The following is a 24775-nucleotide window of genomic DNA, read 5'->3' on the forward strand; positions in this document are numbered from 1 at the left end:
CCGCCGGCGTCACGCCGCGCGGACGTTGCCGAGGAATCGTCCGGTCTGGGTCTTGAGCTGATCCGACTGACTGCCGAGCTGGGAGGCTGCGCTCAGCACCTGCGCCGCCGCGGCGCCGACCTGGCCGGATGCCTCGCGCACGCCGACGATGTGCTGCATGACCCCCTGGGTGCCCTGCGCCGCCTGCTGCACGCTGCGGGCGATTTCCTTCGTCGCCGCGCCCTGCTCCTCAACCGCGGCCGCGATCGCGTCGGTGATCTCGTTCATCTGGCCGATGGTCGCGCCGATCTCGCGGATGGCGTTGACGGTGGAGCCGGTGGCGTCGCGGATGGCTTCGATCTGGCTGGTGATCTCCTCGGTCGCCTTGGCGGTCTGCGCCGACAGCGCCTTGACCTCGTTGGCGACCACCGCGAAGCCCTTGCCGGCCTCGCCGGCACGCGCCGATTCGATGGTGGCGTTCAGCGCCAGCAGGTTGGTCTGGCCGGCGATGGTCTGGATCAGCGCCATGACCTCGCCGATCTTCTGCGAGGCGTGGACCAGCCGGTCGACCATCGCCTCCGTCCGCGTCGCCTGCCCGACCGCGTTCTGGGCGATCGACGACGACTGCGTAACCTGCTTGGCGATCTCCTGGATCGATGACGACAGTTGCTCGGCGGAGGCCGACACCGTCTGCACGTTCCTGGCGGTCTGCTCCGCGGCCGCGGCCACCTTCGCGCTCTGGTCGGTGGTGCCGGAGACGATGCTCGACATCGACTGTGCCGAGGTCTGCAGCTCGCCGGCGGCGGTCGCGGTGGTCTGGATCACGCCCCCGATCGAGCGCTCGAACTCGTCGGCGATCCGCACCAGCACCGTGCGGCGCTCCTCGGCGGCCTGCTGCTTGGACTGCTCCTGCTCGGCCCGGAGCCGCTCGCTCTCGGCGAGATGCTCCTTGAAGATCTGCAGGCTGCGCGCCATGCGGCCGATCTCGTTCCGGCGATCGGTGAACGGCACCTCGAAGCTCAGATTGCCCTTGCTCAGCTCGTCCATCACGGCGCAGGTGCGGTCGAGCGGAACGACGACGCTGCGTCCGAGCCAGAAGGCGACGATCGCGGCGACCAGCAGACCGGCGAGCGCGCCGAAGCCGGCCCACATCGCGCGCTGATAGACGACCGCATCGACGTCGTCGACATACACGCCGGCCTGGATCGCCAGCATCTTGTCGCCGCTGCCATAGGCGCCGACATAGGACATCTTCGGCAGCTCGGTCGTGCCCCCGGCACGCGGCACCTTGTACTCGACGAATCCACCGCCGGCGCGCGCCATGCGGACGATGTCCTGGATCAGGAGCTTGCCGGTGGAATCCTTGAAGTCCCAGCGGTTGACATTGATGTATTTCGGGTTGGCGTGGACGTAGGTCACGCCCGCATCCGACGATCCTGTTCCGTAGACTCCGAGATAGTCGTTGTATTGTCCCCATCGCATGGCGCCGATCGCGGCGTAGGCCTGCTGCCGCGCCTGCTCCGGGGCCATCTTGCCGGCTGTCGCCGCGGCGTCATAATAGCTCAGCACCTTGACGGCGGACTCGACGAGGTTGCGGACCATGGTCTGCCGCTCCTCGAGAACGGTTCCGCGCAGCATCATGATCTGCATGGCGGAGACGGCGAACAGTGCGATCGACATCACGGCGATGATCGCCGCGAGACGCTGATAGACAGTCAGGTGTCGCATTTTCTGGTTCTCGTTGCGTGGACTGTATGCACGATACCAACCGTACATTAATGGTTTGCTATCCGTGCCGCCCGAACACCGGCGAACTAATTAGTTTTTGGACTGACCACCTCTGCGCACGCGAACTTTCGCTGGAGAACAACCAAAACAACATCGAGCAGCGATCGCTCGGATTAACATGCGATACTTGGAGGTATCATCGAAGGCCGGCCGGTTCCCGGCCAAGTTCCCGTGGGTTAGGTGTCGAGTTCCATGGGTTCGCGCCGTCGCGACGCGTTCGGCGCCCGAGCTTTGTGCAGCGAAGCCCCTCGACTCACGAGGGCGCAGGGAAGACCAGGCATCGGCTGATTCCTGCGGCCCCCGTGCGGAAAGGAATGCACGGGGCAGGAACCACAGGTTCAGCCGGGTTGCCCGGCCTTCCCTGCGCAATGGTGTTACGGCTGCTTCGCACTCTCCCCGGGGACCGGCGTTCTTGCCCCCGTTTGCGACGACGCGCCAAAGGCACGCCACGCAGGCATCAGCGTCGGGATGCCAGGACCATGCGACTTGACCGTCCGTGCGGGCGCCGCTCGTCAGTCGGCGCCTGCCCGTCCATCACATCCCACCCCAACGCTCCTGACGATGCGCAGCGCCCCTCGTCGATGAGGCGGGACAGCGATAGAGGAACACGAATTCCGATAAAACGAAAGATCAAAATTTGTGCAGGTCGGCGCGACCGAACCGATGTTATTGAAGCAATCGGCGAAATTCGTGTTTCGACGCAGGACGGATGCGGGCCGTCCCCGCGCCCTGGCGCTCCCGGCGACCCCATGTCCGGCCCGACGGGCGACTCAGTCGAACGCCTCAGGACGAGACCGTCGCGCGCATCGGACGGCGCTGCCGCAGCAGCAGCAGGATGACCACGGCCGCGCATGAGCAGGCCAGGCTCAACGCCAGCGGCGCGTTGCTGCCGTAGCGGGTCAAAAGCTCGACGAGGATGGGCGCCGACACCGCCGATAGCAGGTTGAGCGGCAGTCCGATCTGGGCGGACGCCTTGGCGAACGCCGCCTTGTCGTAGAACACCAGCGGCATGGTGGCCCGCGCCACGGCGAGCGCGCCACTGCCGAGGCCGTAGATCAGGATGAAGCCGCCGATCGCCGCGTGTGAGCCGTCGCTCAGCATCAGCAGCAGCATCGCCACCGGCAGCGCCAGGCCGGCGACGATCGCGGTGGTGATGCCGTCCCAGCGGCCGCCGCCGAGAAAATCGATGGCGCGGGCGCTGATCTGGATCACGCCCAGCATCGAGCCGAACCCGACCGCCTCGGCCGCCGAGAGGCCTTCGGCCTTCAGCAGTTCGATCAGAACCGCTCCCATCCCGAACGCGACGAAGGCGTTGAGTCCGGAGGCGCCGACCAGCAGATAGAACGTGCCGCGCGACGGTGGCGATGCGGGAGCCGGCGCCGCCGCATCCGATGCCGGCGGCAAATGATCGCGGACGCGCCGCGGCAGCAGGAACACGAACAGCGGCAGCGAGATCAAGAGCAGCAGGCCGGCATAGACGAGACAGGTGCTGCGCCAGCCGATATGTGCCGAGAGCGCCGAGGTGACCGGCCAGAAGATGCTGCTCGACAGGCCCGTGACCAGCATCAGCGCCCCGATGGCGCTGCGCGCACGCAGGCCGGCGATCTCGTTGAGCACGATGTACGAGGCGGTCGAGAGCGTGGCGCTGCCGGCGATGCCGAGCAGTAGCCACGCCGCATAATAGGTCAGCGGCCCCTGCGCGGCCGACAGCAGCGCATAGCCGGGTGCGGCCAGCACCGTGCCAGCGATCATGACGCGTCGGCCGCCCTGCTTCACGAACGGCCGCGCCAGCAGCGGCGAGCACAGCCCCATCGACATGTACAGCACGGTCGTGCTGGCGAAGATCGCCGTGAGGTCCATCTCCAGATCCGCCGCCATGGCCCGGCCGATCACCGCCGGCAGGCTGAGCGTGCCCCAGGCGATGAGCTGCGTGACGGCGAGGACGATCAGGACGCGCAGGAGGGAGGGATCGGCAATGACGGGGGGCATGTCCGGGGATTAGGGCGTTGCAAGGAGAGGGCGCCGGGACGCGCCACGAGGATGGTTTTAGAGCATTCGCGTCCCACGAGCCCCGCTGTTTCGGAATTGCGCCCCACCATGGATGAGGGTTCTCAGTCTATGTGCCAGCCATGGCGTGCGCCGGTCGTCGCCCGCGGAGCAGCAACAGTATGAGCAGGGCAGCGGAGGGAGGGGGGCGGTACGTGCTTGAAATTGGAGGAACAACCCTATGCTCTTAGACATGCAGCGGGCGAAACGTTGCGGCACGAAGACGAGGAGCGGCAAGCCTTGCCGTTCGCCCGCAATGGCAAACGGCAAGTGTCGGATGCACGGCAGACCGTCGCCCGGAGCACCTAAGGGCATTCAATTCGTATTTAAGCACGGCCGGTTCGCGGCCGCGACGATCCAATTTCGTCGGGATATCTCTGCTATGGTCAAATCGGCGCGCGCCGCTTGCAAGGCGGTCAAATAGATACCGAAAAGTCCGAGGCATAACGGACGAGCAGCTTTACGCGATCGCGCCAGGCGGATTGCCCGACAGCATCTGCGAGCCGGCGCTGGCCGCTCCGGTCCGACTCCCGGCGTGAGCACGCGCATGGTTTCGCTTTCGGTGAGCAGCCCACGCGCGTCGCGTTCAATTCCAAGCACACTTTCCCCTTAGCTGCTCCCGGGGGGAGGAATTCAGATTGGTGCCGCCCCTTTTTGGCAGGCAAGCCGGCCGAAGCGCATGGGTTCTGAGACCTCTTTACCGCCTCCTAAAACTGCCATCGCAAAAATCGACGTCCGTTCAAAGAATTACGCAGTCGACGCTCCGCCCTGCGCGGGCACTTTCAGCGGGCCGCGATTTCCACAGCCATGAGAACCTAACGTCCTAGCGGCCGTTCACCTTACGTGCTTTATCAACGTTTAATGTGTAAAGTCGTGACATGGCCAAAAGCGACATCCTAGTCTCTCTCGTTCGCGCTGGCGCGGCTGGCGACAAAAGCATGCTGCGCTCGACAGTTGAGGCGCTCATGGCCGATGAGCGCGCCAAGAGCCATCATTTGCTTGCTGATCGGCTTGAAAAAGCCTTGCAAGCGGTAGCCGTCACTCCGCCCAGCTTGGTGACTTCAAATCGCGCACAACAGACCCCTGGCCGCGATACAATATTGGAGCTTGCTCCGCGCGTTCGCTTAGATGAGCTTGTGCTTCCGCTACCTGCCCGCGCCGAGGGTCTTCAGTTGGTGGAAGAACATGCGCGCGCCGACGTTCTTCGTGCTCATGGCTATGAGCCGCGCCATCGGGTGTTACTCTCCGGGCCGCCGGGAAACGGCAAAACGTCCTTCGCTGAGGCAATCGCGGAAGCGTTAGCTCTCCCATTTTTCGTGGTGCGCTATGATGCGTTGGTGGGCAGCTACCTAGGCGAGACCAACGCGAGGCTTCGAGCACTGTTTGACTATGCTCGCACCCAGTCATGCGTTCTCTTCTTTGATGAGTTTGATGCGATCGGAAAGGAGCGGGGCGACGATCACGAAACCGGCGAAATCAAGCGGGTTGTATCGTTTCTACTCATGCAGATTGATCAACTTCCAAGTTACGTACTAACCATCGCCGCCACTAATCACGCCGAGTTGCTTGACAGAGCGGTATGGCGTAGATTTCAACTCAAGATCGCATTTCCAGCGCCCAAGACGCAGGAAGTCGCCTCTTTTATGAATACAATCATGGAGCAATGGCCTCAACGCCCCACCAAGACAGCCCTCGACATTGCAACCGAATTGAATGCTAGTTCCTACGCCGAGGCGCGTGATTTTTGCCAGAACATTAGGCGGCGCCAAATCCTAGGCTTGGGTGATATCACAATTGACACTGCGGTTGCACACGAGCTGGAGCTGTGGGTTGCGCGCGTAAAGCCTGAGAACATCTATGGCGATCGATCCATCGAAGCCACTACTGCGCCTCGAACCAAGCGCCCCAGTCGATCGAAGCCCCGGAAGTCCACGTAATCCGGGTAGGCCGAAGCCATTTTCCGTAGCGTCGCAGAGAGCATCGTTCGACCCACAATTTCGTCGATTGGAAACGGCACTTAATCGTGATCCGACGGGATTGACTTTAAGAGCCGATCCGTCGGCCCTCGCACCTGAGCGGTTACTCGTCTTCGAGCTTCGCGGCGCCATCACCACTTTTGCAAACGCAATCCGGAAAGTTCCTGGACTTGAGCTAATCGACGAAGAAGAACTAGAAAGCGATGACCAAGACAAGTCTCCCGAGGCTTATCTTCTAGTTCCTGATGCCGAGGCGTTAAGCAATATCTTGTCCTTGTGGCGCCGCTGGATCGCGGGTCAGGGATTGGGTACGGGATTTACGCCCTGGCGTGATGTCTTCGCGACACTTCGAGATCTACGCGTCTGGGGTCCGCAGGATCGCGTTCAAGAAGGCGACCGGGAAATATTAGCCGACGAGATATATGACTTAACGGACACCGATGAAGTTGCATTGGAGATTGAGCTAGTATTTAGAGCCTCAGAGGCGATCGCCCTAACCGCAGAACAAGACGTCGCAGCTAGTATAAGTTCGGCAGGCGGCAGCATAGTCTCTAGATGTAGGATCGCAGATATCGCCTACCACGCACTTCTAGCCAAGCTGCCGGTGGTCGCCGTCCGGAGCATCATAGATCGTTTACCCGAAGGCATTAGCGGCCTTGATCCGGTAATGCATATTCGCCCGCAAAGCATTGCCACGAGCATCGACGTCAACGAAGCCTCGCTCGTAGCGGAAAGCGCGCCCAGCGCTCCGACAGAAAAACCCCCTATTGTTGCGCTTCTCGACGGTGTTCCCGTTTCCGCGCATCCGCTTCTCCGCGGCCGATTAGACGTAGATGATCTGTTTGGCCTTGAGCCTAACGCGTTAGTAGCGGAACGAACACACGGGACGGCCATGGCGTCGTTGATATTGCACGGCGACCGCAATCTGACGGAGCCGGTGATTGGGCGACGCATACACTGTCTTCCTGTCTTAGGATCAAGCGATCAATTTCCCCCGGATAGACTGATTGTTGACCTTATCTATCAAGCGGTATTCGCCATGCGCGAAGGCGAGGACGCGACTGCACCAAATGTCATAATAGTCAACTTATCCTTAGGAAATGCCAGAAAGCCCTTTCACGGCAAGCAATCACCTTGGGCTCGACTTCTCGATCGATTGTCATACCGCTATGGCATTCTGTTCGTAGTGAGCGCGGGCAACTACATTTCGCCGTTTGAAATTGCGTCGATCGCAACTTTACGAGATTTTGAGAATGCGTCACCAGCCGATCGCGCTGAACAGACCCTCGGCGCTCTATCGCGTTTGATTACTTCACGCCGATTGCTCTCTCCCTCTGAGACCGTAAACGGCGTAACGGTCGGCGCGGCGAACATCGACGCAGTCCAAGAAGCTGAGCGACGCGGGGCCAGGGGTAGAGTCGACCCCTTTTTCCCGCTTCAAATGGCAAACCCCTCTAGCGCGTTAGGCCCGGGATTTGCGAACAGCGTTAAGCCCGACATCCTGATGCCAGGATCGCGTGAGCACCTTTCGATGGTTAGCAGTGGTACGACGCTGACAGTAAAGCCCAGCGGCGCCGGTAGGCCGCATGGACTTAAAGTCGCCGCTCCCCCGCGGGAAGGCGGTACAAGTTGGGAGCACTACACGGGAGGAACAAGTGCGGCGGCAGCATTGACGTCGCGACTGGCTCACCGCATCCATGACGCGCTAGAGGATGTCTACGGCGAGGCGTTTTTGGTCCTGCCACATCATCAGCGAGCAGCGCTCATAAAAGCACTGCTCGTTCACACCGCCATCTGGCCCGCGGATAGCGCAAGTCTAATAAAGCAAGTTCTCGGTCCACCCGAAAATCGACAGAGTGTGAGACAGAAGGACAACATTCGGCGCTTTCTCGGTTACGGGTTGGTCGATGCGGATGCTGCGATTTACTGCGCCGAGGATCGAGCAACTTTTTGGGCCGTTGGAACGCTAGGGCAAGAGAAAAAGTGCACCATAGAAGTTCCCCTTCCCGCGTGCCTAAGCGGGCAAGCACGCCTGCATTCTCTGCACACAACGCTTGCGTGGTTTACGCCAGTCCTGCCCGGAAGGCAGTCGTACCGCTCCGTCAAGCTCTCCCTGATGGTCCCGGACGATCTAAGCGGTTTCCGGGCGGACGTATCGAAAACTCAACCTGATGCAAATCAGAGTAGCCGCGGGACCGTTTTTTCGCGCCGCTGGGAGGGTCAACGCGCCCCAACTGTTGGACCCAATGGCGCCCTCCAAGTTTCCATCCAACGCGAACCAGACCGGGGAGCGAAAGCCGATGAAAACGTACCCTTCGGCCTCGCCGTGTCGATCGCGATGCCCGGCGTTGTTCAACTTTACGATCAGGCCCGCGCTCGTGTCGGCCTCCAAGTCCGGCCTCCTGTACGCCTTTAAAATGGTCGGCGGTCCGATAGCCGGGGCGAACCGGGGCGATATTCTAGCCAATCCTAATGCATGATTTGGGGGCCGAATTGGGGATTGGCAGCGTTCATGGCAAGAAATTTGGTGGTTTGACAAAAACTTAGCAGGAGCAGCTGGCGGAGAGAGTGGGATTCGAACCCACGGTACGGTTTCCCGCACACACGCTTTCCAAGCGTGCGCCTTAAGCCACTCGGCCATCTCTCCGGCGGCCCTCTCTTGGCGGGGTCGGCGGCGTTTTGCAAGCCGGGCGGGGGCCTCGGCGGCAAATTTCCCCCAAATCGCTGATAAAAATCATCAATCCGCCCTGGTTGCGGGCTCGATCTGGCCTCGCCGCCGCCTGGCCGGACCCACCGTGAACCGGCCGGGCGGACGGCACGACCACTGATTTGCGGCCTCGATCCGGCTGCCCATGAGGGACCTCGCCATGCCGCCATCCTCCCCTGCCTGTCTCGCCATGCTGTTGACGGTGGCATTCAGCCTCGCCGCCGCCGGGGCGGCGCGCGCCGATCAGTGCACCAAACAGGGGGTCGACGTGACCTGCGACGACGGCCGCAAGGGGATCTGGCAGGGCGACGCGATCCTGTGGCCGGACGGGACCAGGTCCAGCCTGAATCCACACCCGTCCGTCATCATCGGCAACAAGGCCTCGGTGGTCGTCGGGCCGGGCGTGTTCGTCGGACAGGGCAAGGGCATGGTGCCGATGGACAATCCGAGCTCGCCGAACAAGCTGCGCTGCGCCGTGCTCGACGGCGTGTCCTACTGCCATTGAGCCTGTGAGCCTCGCCGCCACCGGCGGCGAGGCGCGAGCCATTCAGTGATAGCGCGCACCGGGCGAGAGCATGCGGCCGGCCAGGAAGCCCGCGGGCGCCGCAGGCAGGGGTTCGATCTCGACCTCGGCGGCGTCGCCGTCCTGCAGGGTTTCGACGAAGTCGGCAAACCATTGCTGGATCGAATGGCGGCGCAGCTTCGTCATCATGATCTCGTAGCGCATGCGGCGCTCGTTGAGCGGCATCGACAATGCCGTCGCGATCGTCCGGGCCATGCCATCGATGTCATGCGGATTGACCAGGAGTGCCGCGTCGAGCTCGTTGGCGGCGCCGGCGAATTTCGACAGCACCAGCACGCCCGGATCGACCGGGCTCTGCGCGGCGACATACTCCTTCGCCACCAGGTTCATGCCGTCGTGCAGCGGCGTGACGACGCCGACCTGGGCGCTGCGATAGAGTCCGGCCAGCACACCCTGGCCATAGCCCTTGTTGAGGTAGCGGATCGGCGTCCAGTCGACCTCACCGTGGCGGCCGTTGACCTCGCTGACGAGGCGCGCGACTTCGCTCTGCAGATTGCCATAGGCCTCGATCGATTCGCGCGAAGGCGTCGCGATCTGCAGCAGCGACGCGGCACGCAGCAGGCTCGGGTGCATCGTCCACATGCGATCGAAGGCATTGACGCGGTTGACGAGGCCCTTGGAGTAGTCGAGCCGGTCGACGCCGATGGCGAGCTTCTCGCCATTCAGGCTGCGGCGCAGCCGCGACACGTCCGGATGCGCCACCGCCTTCGCCGCCTGCTGCGCGAACTTGTCGGCGTCGATGCCGATCGGGAACACGGCCAGACGCGTGCGGCCGTGCAGCGACCTGACCACGCCGTCGCGCACCTGAAGGCCGAGATCGGTGCGGATGCAGGCGGTGAAATTCTCCCGATCATCCTCGGTCTGGAAGCCGATCAGATCATAGGCGAGCATTGCGGTGATGAGATCGCGGTGATTCGGCACGCTGTCGATGACGCTGCGCGCGGGCCACGGCGTGTGCAGGAAGAAGCCGATCGGGCTCTTCACGCCGAGCGAGCGCAACTCCGCGCCGAGCGACAGGAAGTGATAGTCCTGGATCCAGAACAAGGTGTCCGGCTTCTGGAACCGGAGCAGCGCGCGCGCCACGAAGGCGTTGACCTCGCGATAGGAGCGATAATCATCCTGCGACACGCTGATCAGGTCGCTGCGTGAATGCAGCGCCGGCCACAGCGCCGAATTGGCGAAGCCTTCGTAGTAGCCGGCGTAATGCGCGGCCGGCAGGTCCAGCAGCGCGAGCGCGCCTTCACCGATCTGCTCGATCTCCGCAATCGGTTCCGTCTGCGCGCCGTCGCGCACACGTCCCGATGAGCCCACCCACACTGCCCCCGATTTCTCCACAACGGGCAGCAATGCTGCCGCAAGTCCGCCGGTCATTGGCTCATTGGCTTTGCCACGGGCCACCCGATTCGAAACCACGACGAGGTTCACAGCTCCCTCCTGTTGGTCATGTCGGTTAACAGCTGTTCATCAATATGGTTCCGGGCCACCCTTTCAACCAAATGAAACCAAATTCGGGCATTCGCGCGGTGTAATCACAGCGTCAATCAAGTCAGAACGTTTCTAATCAAGAGCGACGCATGCAACATGCGAATGCATGGCGAATGGAACTAATAACGCGGCGATGCGGAACCACTGCGCGGACCGCTAGGTCGACGAATTAGTTCCGCCGTCGGCGAGGCGCGCCAGGAACGCGCGCACGTCGTCCGGTGCGTCGAAATGTCCGTCGACACCGAGCGCGCGGCGGCCGACCGAGAACGACAGGCCGGCGAAATCCGGCATGATCGCGAACACCGTCTCGTCGGTGACGTCGTCGCCGATGAAGAACGGCTTGCGTCCCTTGAACGGCGCGTGCCGCATCAGCTCGCGCACACCGCTCGCCTTGGTGAAGCCGGCGTGCTTGATCTCGCATACACACTTGCCGGGCAGCACCTCGATCGGCGCGCCCGGCAACTCGGCGCGGATGCGCGACACCTCCTCGTAGATCGCCTTCTCCGCCTGCGGCGCGAGGCGATAGTGCAGCGCCAGCGAGTACCCCTTGTCCTCGAGCAGAATGCCGGGGCTGAGCTTGGCGATCGCGGCGAGCCTGCGCTTCAGCTCCTTGTCCAGCGGCGGCGCCTTGATCGCATCCGCCTCGCCGCCGCCGCCGAGCCGCATCTCCGCGCCATGGCCGCCGACGGCGGGGTAGACCTCCGGCGCGAAGATGAGATCGATGTCGTTGAGCGAGCGGCCCGAGACCAGCGCCAGCGCGCCGGAGGTTCGTTGCAGCAACGCGTTCAGTGCCTCGGCAAGGCCCGGCGGCACCCACACCTCGCGCGGCGTCGGCGCAAGATCGAGCAGGGTGCCGTCGATGTCGAGCAGGATCGCGACCTCGCGAAGATGCGGCACGAGACTCACCGGCGTCGGAACGATCTCGGCGGGCTCCGACGCAGGCGAAGCGATCAGATCGGAGTTGTCGGACATCATCATCTACTCCATGACAGCGAGCGGACGCGCCACCTGCTCGAGCGATTTGCGCTCGGCCGCGATGGCATAGCGCCAAGCGACGAGCGCCGCCACCAGCATCAGCGCGGCACCGAACAGATAGCCCCCGAACACCGCGCCGCGCGCCCCGCTGTCGAGCAGCACGCCGAACAGCGCGGGTCCCGCCACGCCGCCGATCCCGGTACCGATGGCGTAGAACAGCGCGATCGCGAGCGCGCGCACCTCCAGCGGAAAATTCTCCGACACGGTGAGATAGGCGGCGCTCGCCGCCGGTGACGCGAAGAAGAAGATCACCATCCAGGCCGCGGTCTGGGTCGCTGCGCTCAGCACGCCGATCGAGAACAGATAGCCGGTGAGCGCAAGCAGCACGCCGGAGACGCCATAGGTGAAGGTGATCATGGCGCGACGGCCGAGCGTATCGAAGAGGCGACCGAGCAGCAGCGGCCCGAGCACGTTGCCGGCCGCGAAGGGCAGGATGTACCAGCCGACGTGATCGGACTTGATGCCGTAGAAATCGGTCAGCACCAGCGCGAAGGTGAAGAAGATCGCGTTGTAGAAGAACGCCTGCGCGATCATCAGCATCAAGCCGACCAGCGAGCGCTGGCGATAGACCGAGAACAGCGTGCGCGCGACCTCGGCGAGCGGCGTGTGATCGCGCATGCGCAGCCGGATCTTCGGCAGGGTCTTCGCACGCTCCTCGCGGTCATGGCCGGTGACGTCGCGCTCGATGGCGGCGACGATGTCGTGCGCCTGGTCCGGATGGCCATGGATCATCAGCCAGCGCGGACTTTCCGGAATCCACATGCGCATGATCAGCACGACCAGGCCGAGACAGGCGCCGATGCCGTAGGCCAGCCGCCAGCCGACATCCGGGCCGGTGACATCAGGATCGAGCAGCACGATGGCGCCGACGGCGCCGAGCGCGGCGCCCAGCCAGAAGCTGCCGTTGATCATGAGATCGGTCCAGCCGCGATAGCGCGCCGGCACCAGCTCCTGGATCGTCGAGTTGATCGCGGTATACTCGCCGCCGATGCCGGCGCCGGTCAGGAAGCGAAACAGCGCGTAGGTCGCGACATTCCACGACAAGGCGGTGGCGGCCGTCGCGGACAGATAGAGCGCGAGCGTGATGAAGAACAGCTTTCGGCGGCCGATGCGGTCGGTCAGCCAGCCGAAGCCGAGCGCGCCGAGCACGGCGCCGGCGAGATAGGCGCTGTTGGCAAGCCCGATGTCGAGATTGGAGAAGTGCAGCGCCGGGCTCTGCTTCAGCGCACCCGACAAGGCGCCGGCGAGCGTCACCTCGAGCCCGTCGAGCACCCAGGTGATGCCGAGCGCGAGCACGACGCGGGTGTGGAAGGCGCTCCAGCGGAGGTCGTCGAGCCGGGCGGGGATGTTGGTTTCGATGACGCGATCCTGGCCTGCCGTGTCGTCCGGCGGCGCGCTGGATGGCGGCGCTGACGTGATGACGCGGAGGTGCGGAAAGGATGCCTGTCGGGGTGCCATGGAATCCCAATGCGACGGCGCGGGTCGCACCGCATGCTCGACCGAGAGGATGAAGCAAATGCGGCGGCGAAACCCTGCCGCTGCGACCCAACGTCTCGGCCAGCGCTGGGTTCCCCCAAGCGGGGGGGGGGAACCTACTCTCGGCACCAATCAGGCCGGGTCAGACGGTCGCGTAGCGGGCCCCAAATGCCGCCTCACACTTGGCTGTCGTCCCGGGCAAGTCCGCTGACGCAAAGCGTCGGCGGACGCAGACCCGGGATCCATACCGCGTGATGCCAATTTGAGGTACGCGATCAATACCGCCCGTCCCACGACTGCTGCGGCGTATGGGTCCCCGCGTTCGCGGGGACGACAGCGGAATGTGCGGCGGCGGCCTCGGCATACCATCGGCCGATCGAGTGCGACCGGCAAAAGTCCTGACGATTTACGCCGCGCGGATGTTGGTCATGAAGCGGTTGAGCTCCGCGCGCAGGCGGGCGCTCTCCGAGGACAGCGACTGGGCCGAGCGCAGCACCTCCTCCGAGGCTTCGCCGGTCTGGGTCGCGCCGCGATTGACCTGGGTGATGTCGGTGGCGGCGGCCTGCGTGCCCGCAGCGACGCTCTGCACGTTCCTGGCGATCTCCTGGGTCGCGCCGCCCTGCTGCTCGACCGCGGTCGCGATCGACGAGGCGATGGTCGAGATCTGGCGGATGGTGCCGCCGATCTGCTTGATCGCGGTCACCGACTCCTGGGTCGCCGCCTGCATGCCTGAGATGTGGTTGGAGATGTCGTCGGTCGCCTTGGCGGTCTGCTCCGCCAGCGACTTGACCTCGGAAGCCACCACCGCAAAGCCGCGGCCGGCATCGCCGGCGCGGGCGGCCTCGATGGTCGCGTTCAGCGCCAGCAGGTTGGTCTGCTCGGCGATCGCGGTGATCAGCTTGACGACGTCGCCGATCTCCTGCGCCGCGCGCGACAGCTTGCCGATGCGCCCGTCGGTCTCCTCGGCCTGGGCCACGGCGGATTCCGCGATGCGGCTGGACTCGCGGACCTGGCGGCCGATCTCGTCGACCGAGGCCGACAGCTCGTCGGTCGCGCTCGCCACCGAGTGGATGCGGCCGGTGGCCTGGTCGGAGGTGCCGCTGACGCGGCTCGCCAGCGACTGCGTGGTCTCGGCGGTGCGCGTCAGCGTCGAGGCCGCCTGCTCGAGGTGCTCGGCTGAGGTCGAGACGTTGGACACGATCGAGCCGACGGCGGTCTCGAACTCGTCGGCGAAGCGGATGAGCTCGGCCCGCCGCGCGGCGCCCGCCGCCTTGTTCTGGGCGTCCTGCGTCGCGGCGTCGCGCTCGGCCTTGGCCACCGCCTGCACTTTGAACTCCTCGACCGCCGCCGCCATCTCGCCGATCTCGTCGCTGCGCCCGAGGCCGGGCAGCCGGACGTCGAAATTGCCCGAGGCGAGCTCGCGCATCGCCTTGCACATCGTGATCATCGGCTTGGAAATGCCGTTGCCGAGCATCAGCGCCAGCACGGCGCCGAGCGTCAGCCCGCCGATCGCCAGCATCGCGATCAGCCGCTCGATGTCCGCGATGGTGGTGTTGGCGGCGGCCTCGATGCGCTGCTGGTCGGAGGCGACTTCGGATTTCAGCCCGTTCGACAGCGCGATGATCTCGGTCCCGACGAGGCTCATTTCCTGTTCGAGCTTGCCTAGCGCCTTCATGTTCTCCGATAGCTTGATGAAGGCGGCGCGATACTGCTTGATCAGGTCGCCGAGCTCGGCGACACGCTGGGTGATCTTCTCGTCATTGGCATAGATCGTCACCAGCGAGGTTTCCAGGAAGCGCGTCCGCGCGATGGCGCCGTCGGCGGTCTTGGCATCCGGCTTGGCGATATAGGTCCCGACCAGCGCGGACACGGTCAGGTACTGGCCGGTGAGGTCCTTGGCCGTCGTCTGCACCGACGGCAGGCCGGCGAGCGCGGCAGTGTCCGCCAGATCATCGAACTTGAAGCGGATCTTGTTGCCGATGATGCCGATCTGGTCGGTCGCCAGCTTGGCGTTCTCGCGGGTCAGGGCAACGATGCTCGAGAACGTCTTGGCGAAGGCCTGAAACTGCGCCTGCAACTTGCCGACCTGCGCACGCCGCTCGGCGCCGGTCGCGGCCATCGATTTGTCGATCGCGGCCTGGAGCGCCTGCTGGGCAGCGGTGGCCGCCGCCTCGTCCTCGGCTTTGCCGGTCAGGGCATAATAACGGGCGAGCGCCTGGTACGAGACCAGCTCGCGATCGACGGTGCGGGCGGTGTCGGCTTCCGCAACGCTGCCGCGATAGGCCGCCACCGCCGCGGCGACCCGCTCGAACCCCAGATAGGAGAAGCCGATGCTGGCGGCGGAGATGGCCAGCACCACGGCAAAGCCGAGGACGATCTTGCCGCGAAATCGCAGGGTCAGAAAATTGGCACGCCGCGACTGCGGCGCAAGCTGCGCAGACATTCCCACCCCCGACACGCCATTCTTTAATATTGGCCACAAACCAACCCGCCCGGCGGCAACGCACCAGAGCGTGATCAAAACTACGTCACAATGGCTAAGGGGCGGTAAATGGGCGGCATCGGCCTACGGCCTGCGCTCTCACCTGCGCCGATGCCGCCTCGCATGGCGGGCCACATGCGACCGAATCGCCGAGGCCGCGCGCAAGACGTCGCAATGACATCAGAGACGAAAATTCGAGTTGCAAAGTCCTGAGGGCGCTGTTTCTAATCAGAATAAGAAAAATTCATCGGGAGGTTACTCGTGTCGACAGTCAAACTGACGGTGAACGGCAAGGCGGTCTCGGTCGAGGCCGAGGATCGCACCCTGCTCGTTCACCTCCTGCGGGATCATCTCAATCTCACCGGCACCCATGTCGGCTGTGACACCAGCCAATGCGGCGCCTGCGTCGTCCATATCGACGGCCGCGCCGTGAAATCCTGCACCGTGCTGGCCGGCCAGGCCGCCGGCGCCAACGTCACCACCATCGAAGGCATCGCCAAGGGCGACGAGCTGCATCCGATGCAGGCCGCCTTCCGCGACAATCACGGCCTGCAATGCGGCTATTGCACGCCGGGCATGATCATGTCGGCCATCGATATTGTGCACCGCCACGGAGGCGAGCTCGACGAGAGCACCGTGCGTGAGGAGCTGGAAGGCAACATCTGCCGCTGTACCGGCTATCACAACATCGTCAAGGCCGTGCTCGACGCTGCCGGACGGATGAAGGTCGCGCAAGCTGCCGAATGAGGCGGGCGAGAGCCGCCGTTTACCGCAATACCGAGACCACGACCGCTGCGCGCGATGGCCGCGGCGGGACATTAGAACTCCGGTAGGGGAGAGATTCGCATGGGTATGGAAGGCATTGGCGCCAGCGTCGTCCGCAAGGAGGACAAGCGTTTCATCACCGGCAAGGGCCGCTACGTCGACGACGTCAAACTGGTGGGCATGACCTTTGCCCATTTCATCCGCAGCCCGCACGCGCATGCCAAGGTCAAGAGCATCGACTCCTCGGCCGCCGAGGCGATGCCGGGCGTGGTCGCGGTGCTGACCGGCAGGCAGATCGTCGACGACAAGGTCGGCAACCTGATCTGCGGCTGGGCCATCACCTCGAAGGACGGCTCGCCGATGAAGATGGGCGCATGGCCGGCGATGGCGCCGGAGACCGTGCGCTTTGTCGGCCAGGCCGTCGCCGTGGTGATCGCCGACAGCAAGAACCTCGCCCGTGACGCCGCCGAGGCCGTCGTGGTCGAATATGAGGAGCTGCCGGCGGTCGCCGACATGCCCTCCGCGCTGAAGCCCGGCGCGCCGCAGCTTCACCCGGAGGCCCCCGGCAACGTCGTCTACGACTGGCACATTGGCGACGAGGGAGCGGTCAACGCCGCCTTCGCCAAGGCCGCCAACGTCGTCACGCTGGAATTGACCAACAACCGGCTCGCGCCCAACGCGATGGAGCCGCGCGCCGCGATCGCCGACTACGACGCGGCCGAAGAGCATTTCACGCTCTACACCACGTCGCAGAACCCGCATGTCGCCCGCCTGGTGCTGTCGGCGTTCTACAACATCGCACCCGAGCACAAGCTGCGCGTCATCGCGCCCGACGTCGGCGGCGGCTTCGGCTCCAAGATCTTCATCTATCCCGAGGAGATGGTGGCGCTGTGGGCCTCCAAGAAGGTCGGCCGCCCGGTGAAGTGGACCGGCGACCGCACCGAGGCGTTCCTGACCGACGCGCACGGCCGCGACCACATCTCCAAGGCGGAGATGGCGCTCGATGCCGACAACAAGATCCTGGGGCTGCGGGTCAAGACCCACGCCAATTTCGGCGCCTACATGTCGCTGTTCTCGTCCTCGGTGCCGACCTATCTGTACGCGACCCTGCTGTCGGGCCAGTACAACATCCCGGCGATCTATGCCGAGGTGATGGGCGTCTACACCAACACCACGCCGGTCGACGCCTATCGCGGCGCCGGACGCCCTGAGGCGAGCTATCTGCTGGAGCGGCTGATGGAGACCGCGGCGCGTCAGCTCAAGGTCGATCCGGCCGAGCTGCGGCGCAAGAACTTCATCACCCAGTTCCCGCACCAGACCCCGGTGATCATGGCCTACGACACCGGCGACTTCAACGCCTCGCTCGACGCGGCGATGAAGGCCATCGACTATGCCGGCTTCCCGGCGCGCAAGGCAGCCGCCAAGGCGCAAGGCAAGCTGCGCGGCATCGGCTTCTCCTGCTACATCGAGGCCTGCGGCATCGCGCCGTCGAAGGCAGTCGGCAGCCTTGGCGCCGGCGTCGGTCTGTGGGAATCGGCTGAGATCCGCGTCAACCCGGTCGGCACCATCGAGGTGCTCACAGGCTCGCACAGCCACGGCCAGGGCCACGAGACCACCTTCTGCCAGCTCATCGCCGAGCGCCTGGGCGTGCCGATCAGCCAGGTCTCGATCGTTCATGGCGACACCGACAAGGTGCAGTTCGGCATGGGCACCTATGGCTCGCGCTCGGCCGCAGTCGGCCTCACCGCGATCCTCAAGGCGATGGAGAAGGTCGAGGCCAAGGCCAAGAAGATCGCAGCGCATGCGCTGGAGGCTTCGGAAGGCGACATCGTCATCGAGAACGGCGAGTTCAAGGTGACCGGCACCGACAAGTCGATCGCGCTGCCGATGGTCGCCCTCGCCGCCTACACCGCGCACAACCTGCCGGACGGCATGGAGCCCGGATTGAAGGAGAGTGCCTTCTACGATCCGACCAACTTCACCTTCCCGGCCGGCACCTATATCTGCGAGCTCGAGGTCGACGAGGCCACCGGCAAGACGTCGTTCGTCAACTTCGTGGCGGCGGACGATTTCGGCCGGCTCATCAACCCGATGATCGTCGAAGGTCAGGTCCACGGCGGTCTCGTCCAGGGCATCGGCCAGGCGCTGCTCGAGCACGCGATCTACGACAGCAACGGCCAGCCGGTCACGGCGTCCTTCATGGACTACGCGATGCCGCGCGCCGACGACGTGCCGTCCTTCAAGCTCAGCCACACCACGACCCTGTGCCCGGGCAATCCGCTCGGCGTGAAGGGCTGCGGCGAGGCCGGCGCGATCGGCGCATCCGCCGCCGTGATCAACGCGATCACGGATGCGATCGGCAACAACAAGCTGGAAATGCCGGCGACGCCGGACCGCGTCTGGCACGCGATCCATGGCAACGCCTGATCGAACGGAGGAGCAACCATGTACCAGACCACTTATCACCGTGCCTCCTCGGTCGACGAGGCCGCGGCGCTGTTCTCCAAGGGCAGCGAAGCCAAGTTCCTGGCCGGCGGTCATACCCTGATCCCGGTGATGAAGCAGCGGCTTGCTGCTCCGTCCGATGTCATCGACATCGGCAAGATCAAGGACCTGATCGGCATCCAGTTGACCGGCGACACGCTCACCATCAAGGCCGCGACCACCTACTACGACATCATGACCAATGCCGATGTGAAGAAGGCGATCCCTGCCATCGCCCATCTCACCTCGGTGCTCGGCGATCCCGCGGTACGCTCCCGCGGCACCATCGGCGGCTCGATCGCCAACAACGATCCGGCTGCCGACTTCCCTGCGGCGCTGGTTTCGCTCGGTGCCACCGTGAAGACCAACAAGCGGTCGATCGCGGCCGATGATTTCTTCAAGGGCCTGTTCACGACGGCGCTCGAGGATGGCGAGATCATCACCGAGGTGTCGTTCCCGGTGCCGGAGAAGGCCGGCTACGCCAAGATGCGCCACCCCGCGTCGCGCTTTGCGCTCACGGGTGTGTTCGTCACCAAGACCAAGGGCGGCGACGTCCGCGTCGCGGCCACCGGCGCCTCGCAGAGCGGCGTGATGCGCGTGCCCGCGATCGAGGCGGCGCTGAAGTCGAACTGGTCGGCGTCGGCGATCGACGGTGTATCGGTGTCGGCGAATGGGCTGCTCAGCGACATCCACGGCTCGGCGGACTATCGCGCCAATCTGGTGAAGGTGATGGCGCAGCGCGCCGTGCAGGCCGCGGGCTGACCTCGCAACGCGGATCATTCCGCGCAACGGCACGACAAATTCCATGCGGCGCGCAGCAATGCGCGCCGTTTTGCTTTGCGGTATACGGCACGCTTGCGTTGGCCCGATGCACGCGGGACAATTAAAGGATCAGGAAGCGCAAGCGACAAGACGCGCGAAGCAAGGACACAACGACGTGCTCGACAAGACCGCACCAGACACTCAGACCCGCGCCACCGGACCGCTCGCAGGCTTCCGCATCGTCGAGTTCGCCGGCATCGGACCGGGTCCGTTCGCCTGCATGCTGCTGGCGGACATGGGCGCGGAGGTGGTGACGCTGGATCGTGTCGGCGCGCGCAAGACGATGAAGTCGGTCGCCGGCCGCGGCCGCAAGGTGATCGAGCTCGATCTCAAGGACAAGTCGGTCATCGCCGAGGTGCTCGATCTGCTCGCCGGTGCCGACGCGCTGATCGAAGGCTTCCGGCCCGGCGTGATGGAGCGGCTCGGCCTCGGCCCCGACGCGGTGCTCGCGCGCAATCCGAAGCTGGTCTACGGCCGCATGACCGGCTGGGGCCAGGAGGGACCGCTGGCGCATGCGGCCGGTCACGACATCAACTACATCTCGATCACCGGCGCGCTGGCCGCGATCGGACCCCGGGAGCGCCCGGTGCCGCCGCTCAACCTGGTCGGCGACTTCGGCGGCGGCGCGCTCTACCTCGTCGTCGGTGTGCTTGCCGCGCTGCTGGAAGCGTCAAAGTCCGGCAAGGGACAAGTGGTGGACACCGCGATGTGCGACGGCGCGGCCTCGCTGCTCGCGATGTTCTTCGACCTCACCGCGATGGGCCGCTGGACCGAGGGGCGTGAGCGCAACTTCCTCGACGGCGGCGCGCATTTCTATGGCGTCTACGAATGCGCCTGCGGCAACTTCATCTCGATCGGATCGATCGAACCGCAGTTCTACGCGCTGCTGCGCCAGCACGCCGACCTCTCCGACCCCGCCTTCGACGCGCAGATGGACCCGCGCGCCTGGCCGGCGCTGAAGGAGAAGCTGGTCAGCGTGTTCAAGAGCAAGACGCGCGAGGAATGGTGCGCGATCATGGAAGGCACCGACATCTGCTTCGCGCCCGTGCTGACGATGTCGGAGGCACCGAGGCATGCGCACATGGCCGCGCGCGGCGTGTTCGTCCAGCGGCACGGCGTGACGCAACCCGCGCCAGCGCCAAGGTTCTCACGGACGCCGTCGACCATCCGTGAGCCGGAGGTGACGGAGATCGGGACGCTGGTGAATGCTTGGAAGGCTGGGCGTTAAGCGGACGGCTGCGGTCGCGCCGACGGTGCGCTACGCGACTATTCCGATCTGAATGAGTTGGCCACGCCCCCTCCTCAAACGCGGTGTCGTCCCGGCGAACGCCGGGACCCATAGCCACCGGCCGTCGTGTGGCGAAAATTATCGATGACTGTGCCCGATCGATACATCACGCGGTATGGGTCCCGGCGTTCGCCGGGACGACACTGTCTGTGGAGCGACGGCGTGCGTCCCACACACACACCGTCATTGCGAGCGCAACGACTTGTCCGCCGAAGCTCGAAGAGCGAAGGCGGAAGCAATCCAGGGCTACAGCGGAAGTCTGGGCTGCATCAGCGAGAGCAACACACACCGATGAGCGGCCCTACTCCGCCGCCTCCACCTTCAGCACGCCGCGGCGGATCTGGTCCTCCTCGATCGACTCGAACAGCGCCTTGAAGTTGCCTTCGCCAAAACCGTCGTCGCCCTTGCGCTGGATGAACTCGAAGAAGATCGGGCCGATGGCATTGGCCGAGAAGATCTGCAGCAGCACCTTGGTGTAACCGCCGGCAACGACGCCCTCGCCGTCGATCAGGATGCCGTTTCTCTGCAGCCGGGCGAGGTCCTCGCCATGCTTGGGCAAACGCGCGTCGATGCGCTCGAAATAGGTGTCGGGCGGCGACGGCATGAACGGCAGGCCGGCGGCGCGCAGGCCCTCGACGGTTGAGTAGATGTCGCGGGCGCCGCAGGCGATGTGCTGGATGCCTTCGCCGCGATAGATCTTCAGATACTCCTCGATCTGCCCGGAATCGCCAGCGTCCTCGTTGATCGGAATCCGGATCTTGCCGTCGGGGCTGGTCAGCGCGCGCGAGAACAGGCCGGAGGCGCGGCCCTCGATGTCGAAGAAGCGGATCTGGCGGAAGTTGAACAGCTTTTCGTAGAAGCCGGCCCACACGTTCATGCGGCCGCGATGCACATTGTGGGTCAGGTGATCGATATAGTAGAGGCCCGAGCCCGCGGGCCGCGGGTCGCGCGCGCCGGTCCAGTCGAATTCGAGATCATAGGCCGAGCCCTTGGCGCCATAGCGATCGACCAGATACAGCAGGCTGCCGCCGATGCCCTTGATCACAGGAACGTCCAGCGTCTTCTGCGATGCGGGCAGGTCGGCCGGCCCCGCGCCGAGCGCGATCGCGCGCGCGTAAGCCTTGTTGGCATCGACCACGCGGAACGCCATCGACGGCGCGCAGGGGCCGTGCGCGGCGACGAAGTCGTGACCGTGGCTGCCGGGCTCCTCGTTGACGAGATAGTTGATGTCGCCCTGGCGATACAGCGTGATCGCCTTGGTCTTGTGGCGCGCGACCGCCACGAAGCCCATCAGCTTGAACAGGGCATGCAGCTCGCCGGCGTCGGGATGCGCATATTCGACGAACTCGAAGCCATCCGTGCCCATCGGGTTGTCGGCGGAGATGGTGGCAGGCGGCGCATCGTGAGGAAACGGACCCATGGCAAGCTCCTAGGCTGATTGGATTCATGATCTCCCCAATTCGGTGCATGGAGCATGCAAACCATTGTCATTTTCGCCGAGATATGCACGATCCGTGCATGATTAGGGGAGATAGCGCATGAACTCCGTCGATAGCTTCGATCTCCGCATCTTGGCCGCGCTCCAGGATGACGGTCGCCTGACCAACCAGGAGCTGGCCGAGATCGCCGGGCTCTCGGCCTCGCAATGCTCGCGGCGGCGGATGCGGCTGGAGGAGGACGGCGTCATCGCCGGCTACCGCGCCCAGCTCGCCAGCCAGGCGCTCGGCTTCGAGCTGATCGCCTTCATCCAGATCACGCTGGCGACGCATTCGCCCGACAACGCCGAGAAGTTTCGCGCGCTGGTGAACCGCATCGACGACATCCAGGAGGCCTACGCGCTGACGGGCGATTCCGATTACCTGCTGAAGGTGGTGCTGCGCGACCTCAAGAGCCTGTCAGACATCGTCAACAACGTGCTGATGCCACACCAGAGCGTGGCGCACGTGCGCTCCTCGATCGTGCTCGACCGTCTCAAGGAAAGCGCCAAGCTGCCGCTGGCGTCGTTGTCGACTGGCTGAGCTTTCGCGGCGCGAATCGAGGGAAATGCGCCCTTCAACATCATCATTGCTTTTGCGACAGTGATCGCGTCCCTGACCTGCGAGACGCCCATGGCCCTGCAGCTTCGGCCCAATTGCGAATATTGCGACAAGGACCTGCCGCCGGCCGCGCAGGACGCGCGCATCTGCTCCTATGAATGCACCTTCTGCGCCGACTGCGTCGAGACCAGGCTGTTCAACGTCTGCCCGAACTGCGGCGGCGGCTTCGCGCCGCGGCCGATCCGGCCGGCGCGGCAGTGGCGGCCGGGGGTCTGCACGGTGAAACAAGTGCCGTCGGACAAGCGCGTTCACCTGAAATATGCGGCCGAGGATGTTGCCGCCTTCGTCGCCGGCGTGAAGCACGTGCCGCCAGTGGAGCGTTGAGCTCTCTCCCCGTCATTATGGATTCCGGGCTCGGCCCTGCGGGCCGCCCCGGAATGACGGCAGTGGATGGGGCGGCTACTCCGCTGCGACGATCGTGCCTTCGACCTCGCCGAAGCCGACGCGATAGCCGTTGCCCTGGCACCAGCCGCGCATCACCAGCGAATCGCCGTCCTCCAGGAACGTGCGCTTCACGCCGCCGGCGAGTTCGATGGGCTCGGTGCCGTTCCAGCTGATCTCGAGCAGGCTCCCGCGCTGGTGCTTCTCCGGGCCGGAGATGGTGCCACTCCCCAGGAGATCGCCGACGCTCATGACACACCCTGACGAGGCATGGTGCATCAGCTGCTGCACGCTCGACCAGTACATGTACTTGAAATTGGTCTGCGCGATGGTCTGCGCGGCGTTGCTGCCCGACGCACGCAAGGCGACGTCCAGCGCGAGATCGTAGTTCTGCGCGGCCTTCTGCTGCAGGTAGGGCAGCGGCACCGGGTCCTGCGTTGGCCCGGCCACCCGGAACGGCTCCAGCGCCTCTGATGTCACCACCCATGGACTGATCGAGGTCGCGAACGCCTTGGCCTGGAACGGCCCGAGCGGGACGTACTCCCATTGCTGGATGTCGCGCGCGCTCCAGTCGTTGAGCAACACGAAGCCGAAGATCATCGCCTCCGCCTGCGCCTCGGTCAGCATCTCGCCGAGCGGAGATGATTGGCCGATGACGACGCCCATCTCCAGCTCGAAATCGAGCCGCTTGCACGGGCCGAAGCTCGGCACGTCGGCGCTCGGCGGCTTCAGCTGCCCGCGCGGCCGGCGCACCTTGGTGCCGGAGACGACCACGGTCGACGCGCGGCCGTTATAGCCGATCGGCATGTGCAGCCAGTTCGGCTGCAGCGCGTTGTCCTTGCCGCGGAACATGACGCCGACATTGGTGGCGTGCTCCTTCGACGAATAGAAGTCGGTGTAGCCGGCGACGTGAAACGGCAAGTGCAGGTTGACGTCGTTGCGCGGCAGCAGCGCGCGGCTGCGCAGCGGCTTGTCGTCACGCAGGCGCGGATTGTCATGGCGCAGCAGTGCGCTGATCGCCGCGCGGGTCTTCGACCACACGGCGGGGCCGAGCGCCATGAAGGCATTCAGCGAGGATTGCGCGAACACCTCATAGGCCGGCGACAGGTCGAGCAGGCCCTCATCTTCGAGCACGGCGAGATCGAGCACGAAATCGCCAATGGCGACACCGACGCGCGGCTTCGGCGAATCGGCGGCGGAGAACACGCCATAGGGCAGGTTCTGGATCGGAAAGTCCGAGGCCGGATCGGCCGGAATGAAGGAGCGGAGTGAGGGGTCGTTGGGGTGGGTCAAAATGCTTCTCCAAACCGGGTCGTCATGCCCGGGCTTGACCCGCCTGCGCGGCCGAAGCCGCTTCGGCGCGGCGAAGGCCCGGGCATCCA

The 24775-nt window shown here is 64.7% G+C and carries 18 protein-coding genes and 1 tRNA gene; 10 read left to right on the top strand and 9 right to left on the bottom strand.

Going from position 1 to position 24775, the window contains the following annotated elements:
• Positions 1-9: 9 nt before the first annotated feature.
• Together QW845_RS11585 and QW845_RS11590 are read right to left on the bottom strand one after the other, a co-directional pair.
• Entirely contained in the window at positions 10-1707 is a 1698-nt protein-coding gene (locus QW845_RS11585) for a methyl-accepting chemotaxis protein (protein WP_315801701.1), read from the bottom strand.
• Positions 1708-2550: 843 nt separating this feature from the next.
• The gene (locus tag QW845_RS11590; RefSeq protein ID WP_315801702.1) at positions 2551-3756 is read right to left on the bottom strand and encodes an MFS transporter; all 1206 of its coding nucleotides are present in this window, start codon (positions 3754-3756) and stop codon (positions 2551-2553) included.
• Positions 3757-4006: 250 nt separating this feature from the next.
• Between QW845_RS11590 and QW845_RS34120 the strand changes: the two genes are divergently transcribed.
• The 3 genes from QW845_RS34120 to QW845_RS11600 all read left to right on the top strand — a co-directional run bounded on the left by QW845_RS34120 (position 4007) and on the right by QW845_RS11600 (position 8205).
• Positions 4007-4237, top strand: coding sequence for an HGGxSTG domain-containing protein (locus tag QW845_RS34120; protein ID WP_409997903.1), 231 nt, complete (start codon positions 4007-4009; stop codon positions 4235-4237).
• A gap of 454 nt (positions 4238-4691) precedes the next feature.
• On the top strand, positions 4692-5750 hold the full coding sequence (locus QW845_RS11595) for an ATP-binding protein (protein ID WP_315801703.1): 1059 nt from the start codon (positions 4692-4694) through the stop codon (positions 5748-5750).
• 67 nt (positions 5751-5817) lie between these two features.
• Complete coding sequence (locus tag QW845_RS11600) at positions 5818-8205, top strand: S8 family peptidase (RefSeq protein ID WP_315801704.1); 2388 nt, start codon at positions 5818-5820, stop codon at positions 8203-8205.
• A gap of 141 nt (positions 8206-8346) precedes the next feature.
• Here QW845_RS11600 and QW845_RS11605 read toward each other — a convergent pair.
• A tRNA-Ser gene (locus tag QW845_RS11605) sits at positions 8347-8436 on the bottom strand.
• 250 nt (positions 8437-8686) lie between these two features.
• Here QW845_RS11605 and QW845_RS11610 point away from each other — a divergent pair.
• The gene (locus QW845_RS11610) at positions 8687-9001 is read left to right on the top strand and encodes a hypothetical protein (protein WP_315801780.1); all 315 of its coding nucleotides are present in this window, start codon (positions 8687-8689) and stop codon (positions 8999-9001) included.
• Positions 9002-9043: 42 nt separating this feature from the next.
• Here the strand turns inward: QW845_RS11610 and QW845_RS11615 are convergent, their stop codons facing one another.
• The 4 genes from QW845_RS11615 to QW845_RS11630 all read right to left on the bottom strand — a co-directional run bounded on the left by QW845_RS11615 (position 9044) and on the right by QW845_RS11630 (position 15518).
• A complete protein-coding gene (locus QW845_RS11615) occupies positions 9044-10504 on the bottom strand; it encodes a trehalose-6-phosphate synthase (RefSeq protein WP_315801705.1) in 1461 nt (486 codons plus the stop codon).
• A 216-nt stretch (positions 10505-10720) separates the two neighbouring features.
• A complete protein-coding gene (otsB, locus tag QW845_RS11620; RefSeq protein ID WP_315801706.1) occupies positions 10721-11542 on the bottom strand; it encodes a trehalose-phosphatase in 822 nt (273 codons plus the stop codon).
• A complete protein-coding gene (locus QW845_RS11625) occupies positions 11543-13057 on the bottom strand; it encodes an MFS transporter (RefSeq protein ID WP_315801707.1) in 1515 nt (504 codons plus the stop codon).
• 424 nt (positions 13058-13481) lie between these two features.
• Positions 13482-15518, bottom strand: coding sequence for a methyl-accepting chemotaxis protein (locus QW845_RS11630; RefSeq protein ID WP_315801708.1), 2037 nt, complete (start codon positions 15516-15518; stop codon positions 13482-13484).
• 300 nt (positions 15519-15818) lie between these two features.
• Here QW845_RS11630 and QW845_RS11635 point away from each other — a divergent pair, with 300 nt between their 5' ends.
• From QW845_RS11635 to QW845_RS11650, 4 genes are all read left to right on the top strand, one after another.
• Complete coding sequence (locus QW845_RS11635) at positions 15819-16304, top strand: (2Fe-2S)-binding protein (protein ID WP_315717018.1); 486 nt, start codon at positions 15819-15821, stop codon at positions 16302-16304.
• A gap of 99 nt (positions 16305-16403) precedes the next feature.
• Positions 16404-18749 (top strand): xanthine dehydrogenase family protein molybdopterin-binding subunit, encoded by a 2346-nt coding sequence (locus tag QW845_RS11640; protein ID WP_315801709.1) that lies wholly within the window; start codon positions 16404-16406, stop codon positions 18747-18749.
• An 18-nt stretch (positions 18750-18767) separates the two neighbouring features.
• Positions 18768-19568 carry a xanthine dehydrogenase family protein subunit M gene (locus tag QW845_RS11645; RefSeq protein WP_315801710.1) on the top strand — a complete coding sequence of 267 codons (801 nt, stop codon included), beginning with the start codon at positions 18768-18770 and terminating at the stop codon, positions 19566-19568.
• Between the two features lie 175 nt (positions 19569-19743).
• The gene (locus QW845_RS11650; protein ID WP_315801711.1) at positions 19744-20856 is read left to right on the top strand and encodes a CaiB/BaiF CoA-transferase family protein; all 1113 of its coding nucleotides are present in this window, start codon (positions 19744-19746) and stop codon (positions 20854-20856) included.
• Between the two features lie 361 nt (positions 20857-21217).
• Here QW845_RS11650 and hppD read toward each other — a convergent pair whose 3' ends face one another.
• Positions 21218-22336 (bottom strand): 4-hydroxyphenylpyruvate dioxygenase, encoded by a 1119-nt coding sequence (hppD, locus tag QW845_RS11655; protein ID WP_315801712.1) that lies wholly within the window; start codon positions 22334-22336, stop codon positions 21218-21220.
• 118 nt (positions 22337-22454) lie between these two features.
• On the opposite strand from hppD, the gene QW845_RS11660 reads away from it, so the two are divergent.
• Positions 22455-22934 (top strand): Lrp/AsnC family transcriptional regulator, encoded by a 480-nt coding sequence (locus tag QW845_RS11660; protein WP_315801713.1) that lies wholly within the window; start codon positions 22455-22457, stop codon positions 22932-22934.
• Positions 22935-23024: 90 nt separating this feature from the next.
• Positions 23025-23336: a DUF1272 domain-containing protein gene (locus tag QW845_RS11665; protein WP_315801714.1), complete on the top strand. Its 312-nt coding sequence runs from the start codon at positions 23025-23027 to the stop codon at positions 23334-23336.
• A 75-nt stretch (positions 23337-23411) separates the two neighbouring features.
• Here the strand turns inward: QW845_RS11665 and fahA are convergent, their stop codons facing one another.
• Entirely contained in the window at positions 23412-24686 is a 1275-nt protein-coding gene (gene fahA, locus QW845_RS11670) for a fumarylacetoacetase (RefSeq protein ID WP_315801715.1), read from the bottom strand.
• Between the last annotated feature and the right edge of the window lie 89 nt (positions 24687-24775).

Origin of the sequence: Bradyrhizobium sp. SZCCHNS3002 (assembly GCF_032377435.1) — a bacterium.
Lineage (GTDB): Bacteria > Pseudomonadota > Alphaproteobacteria > Rhizobiales > Xanthobacteraceae > Bradyrhizobium.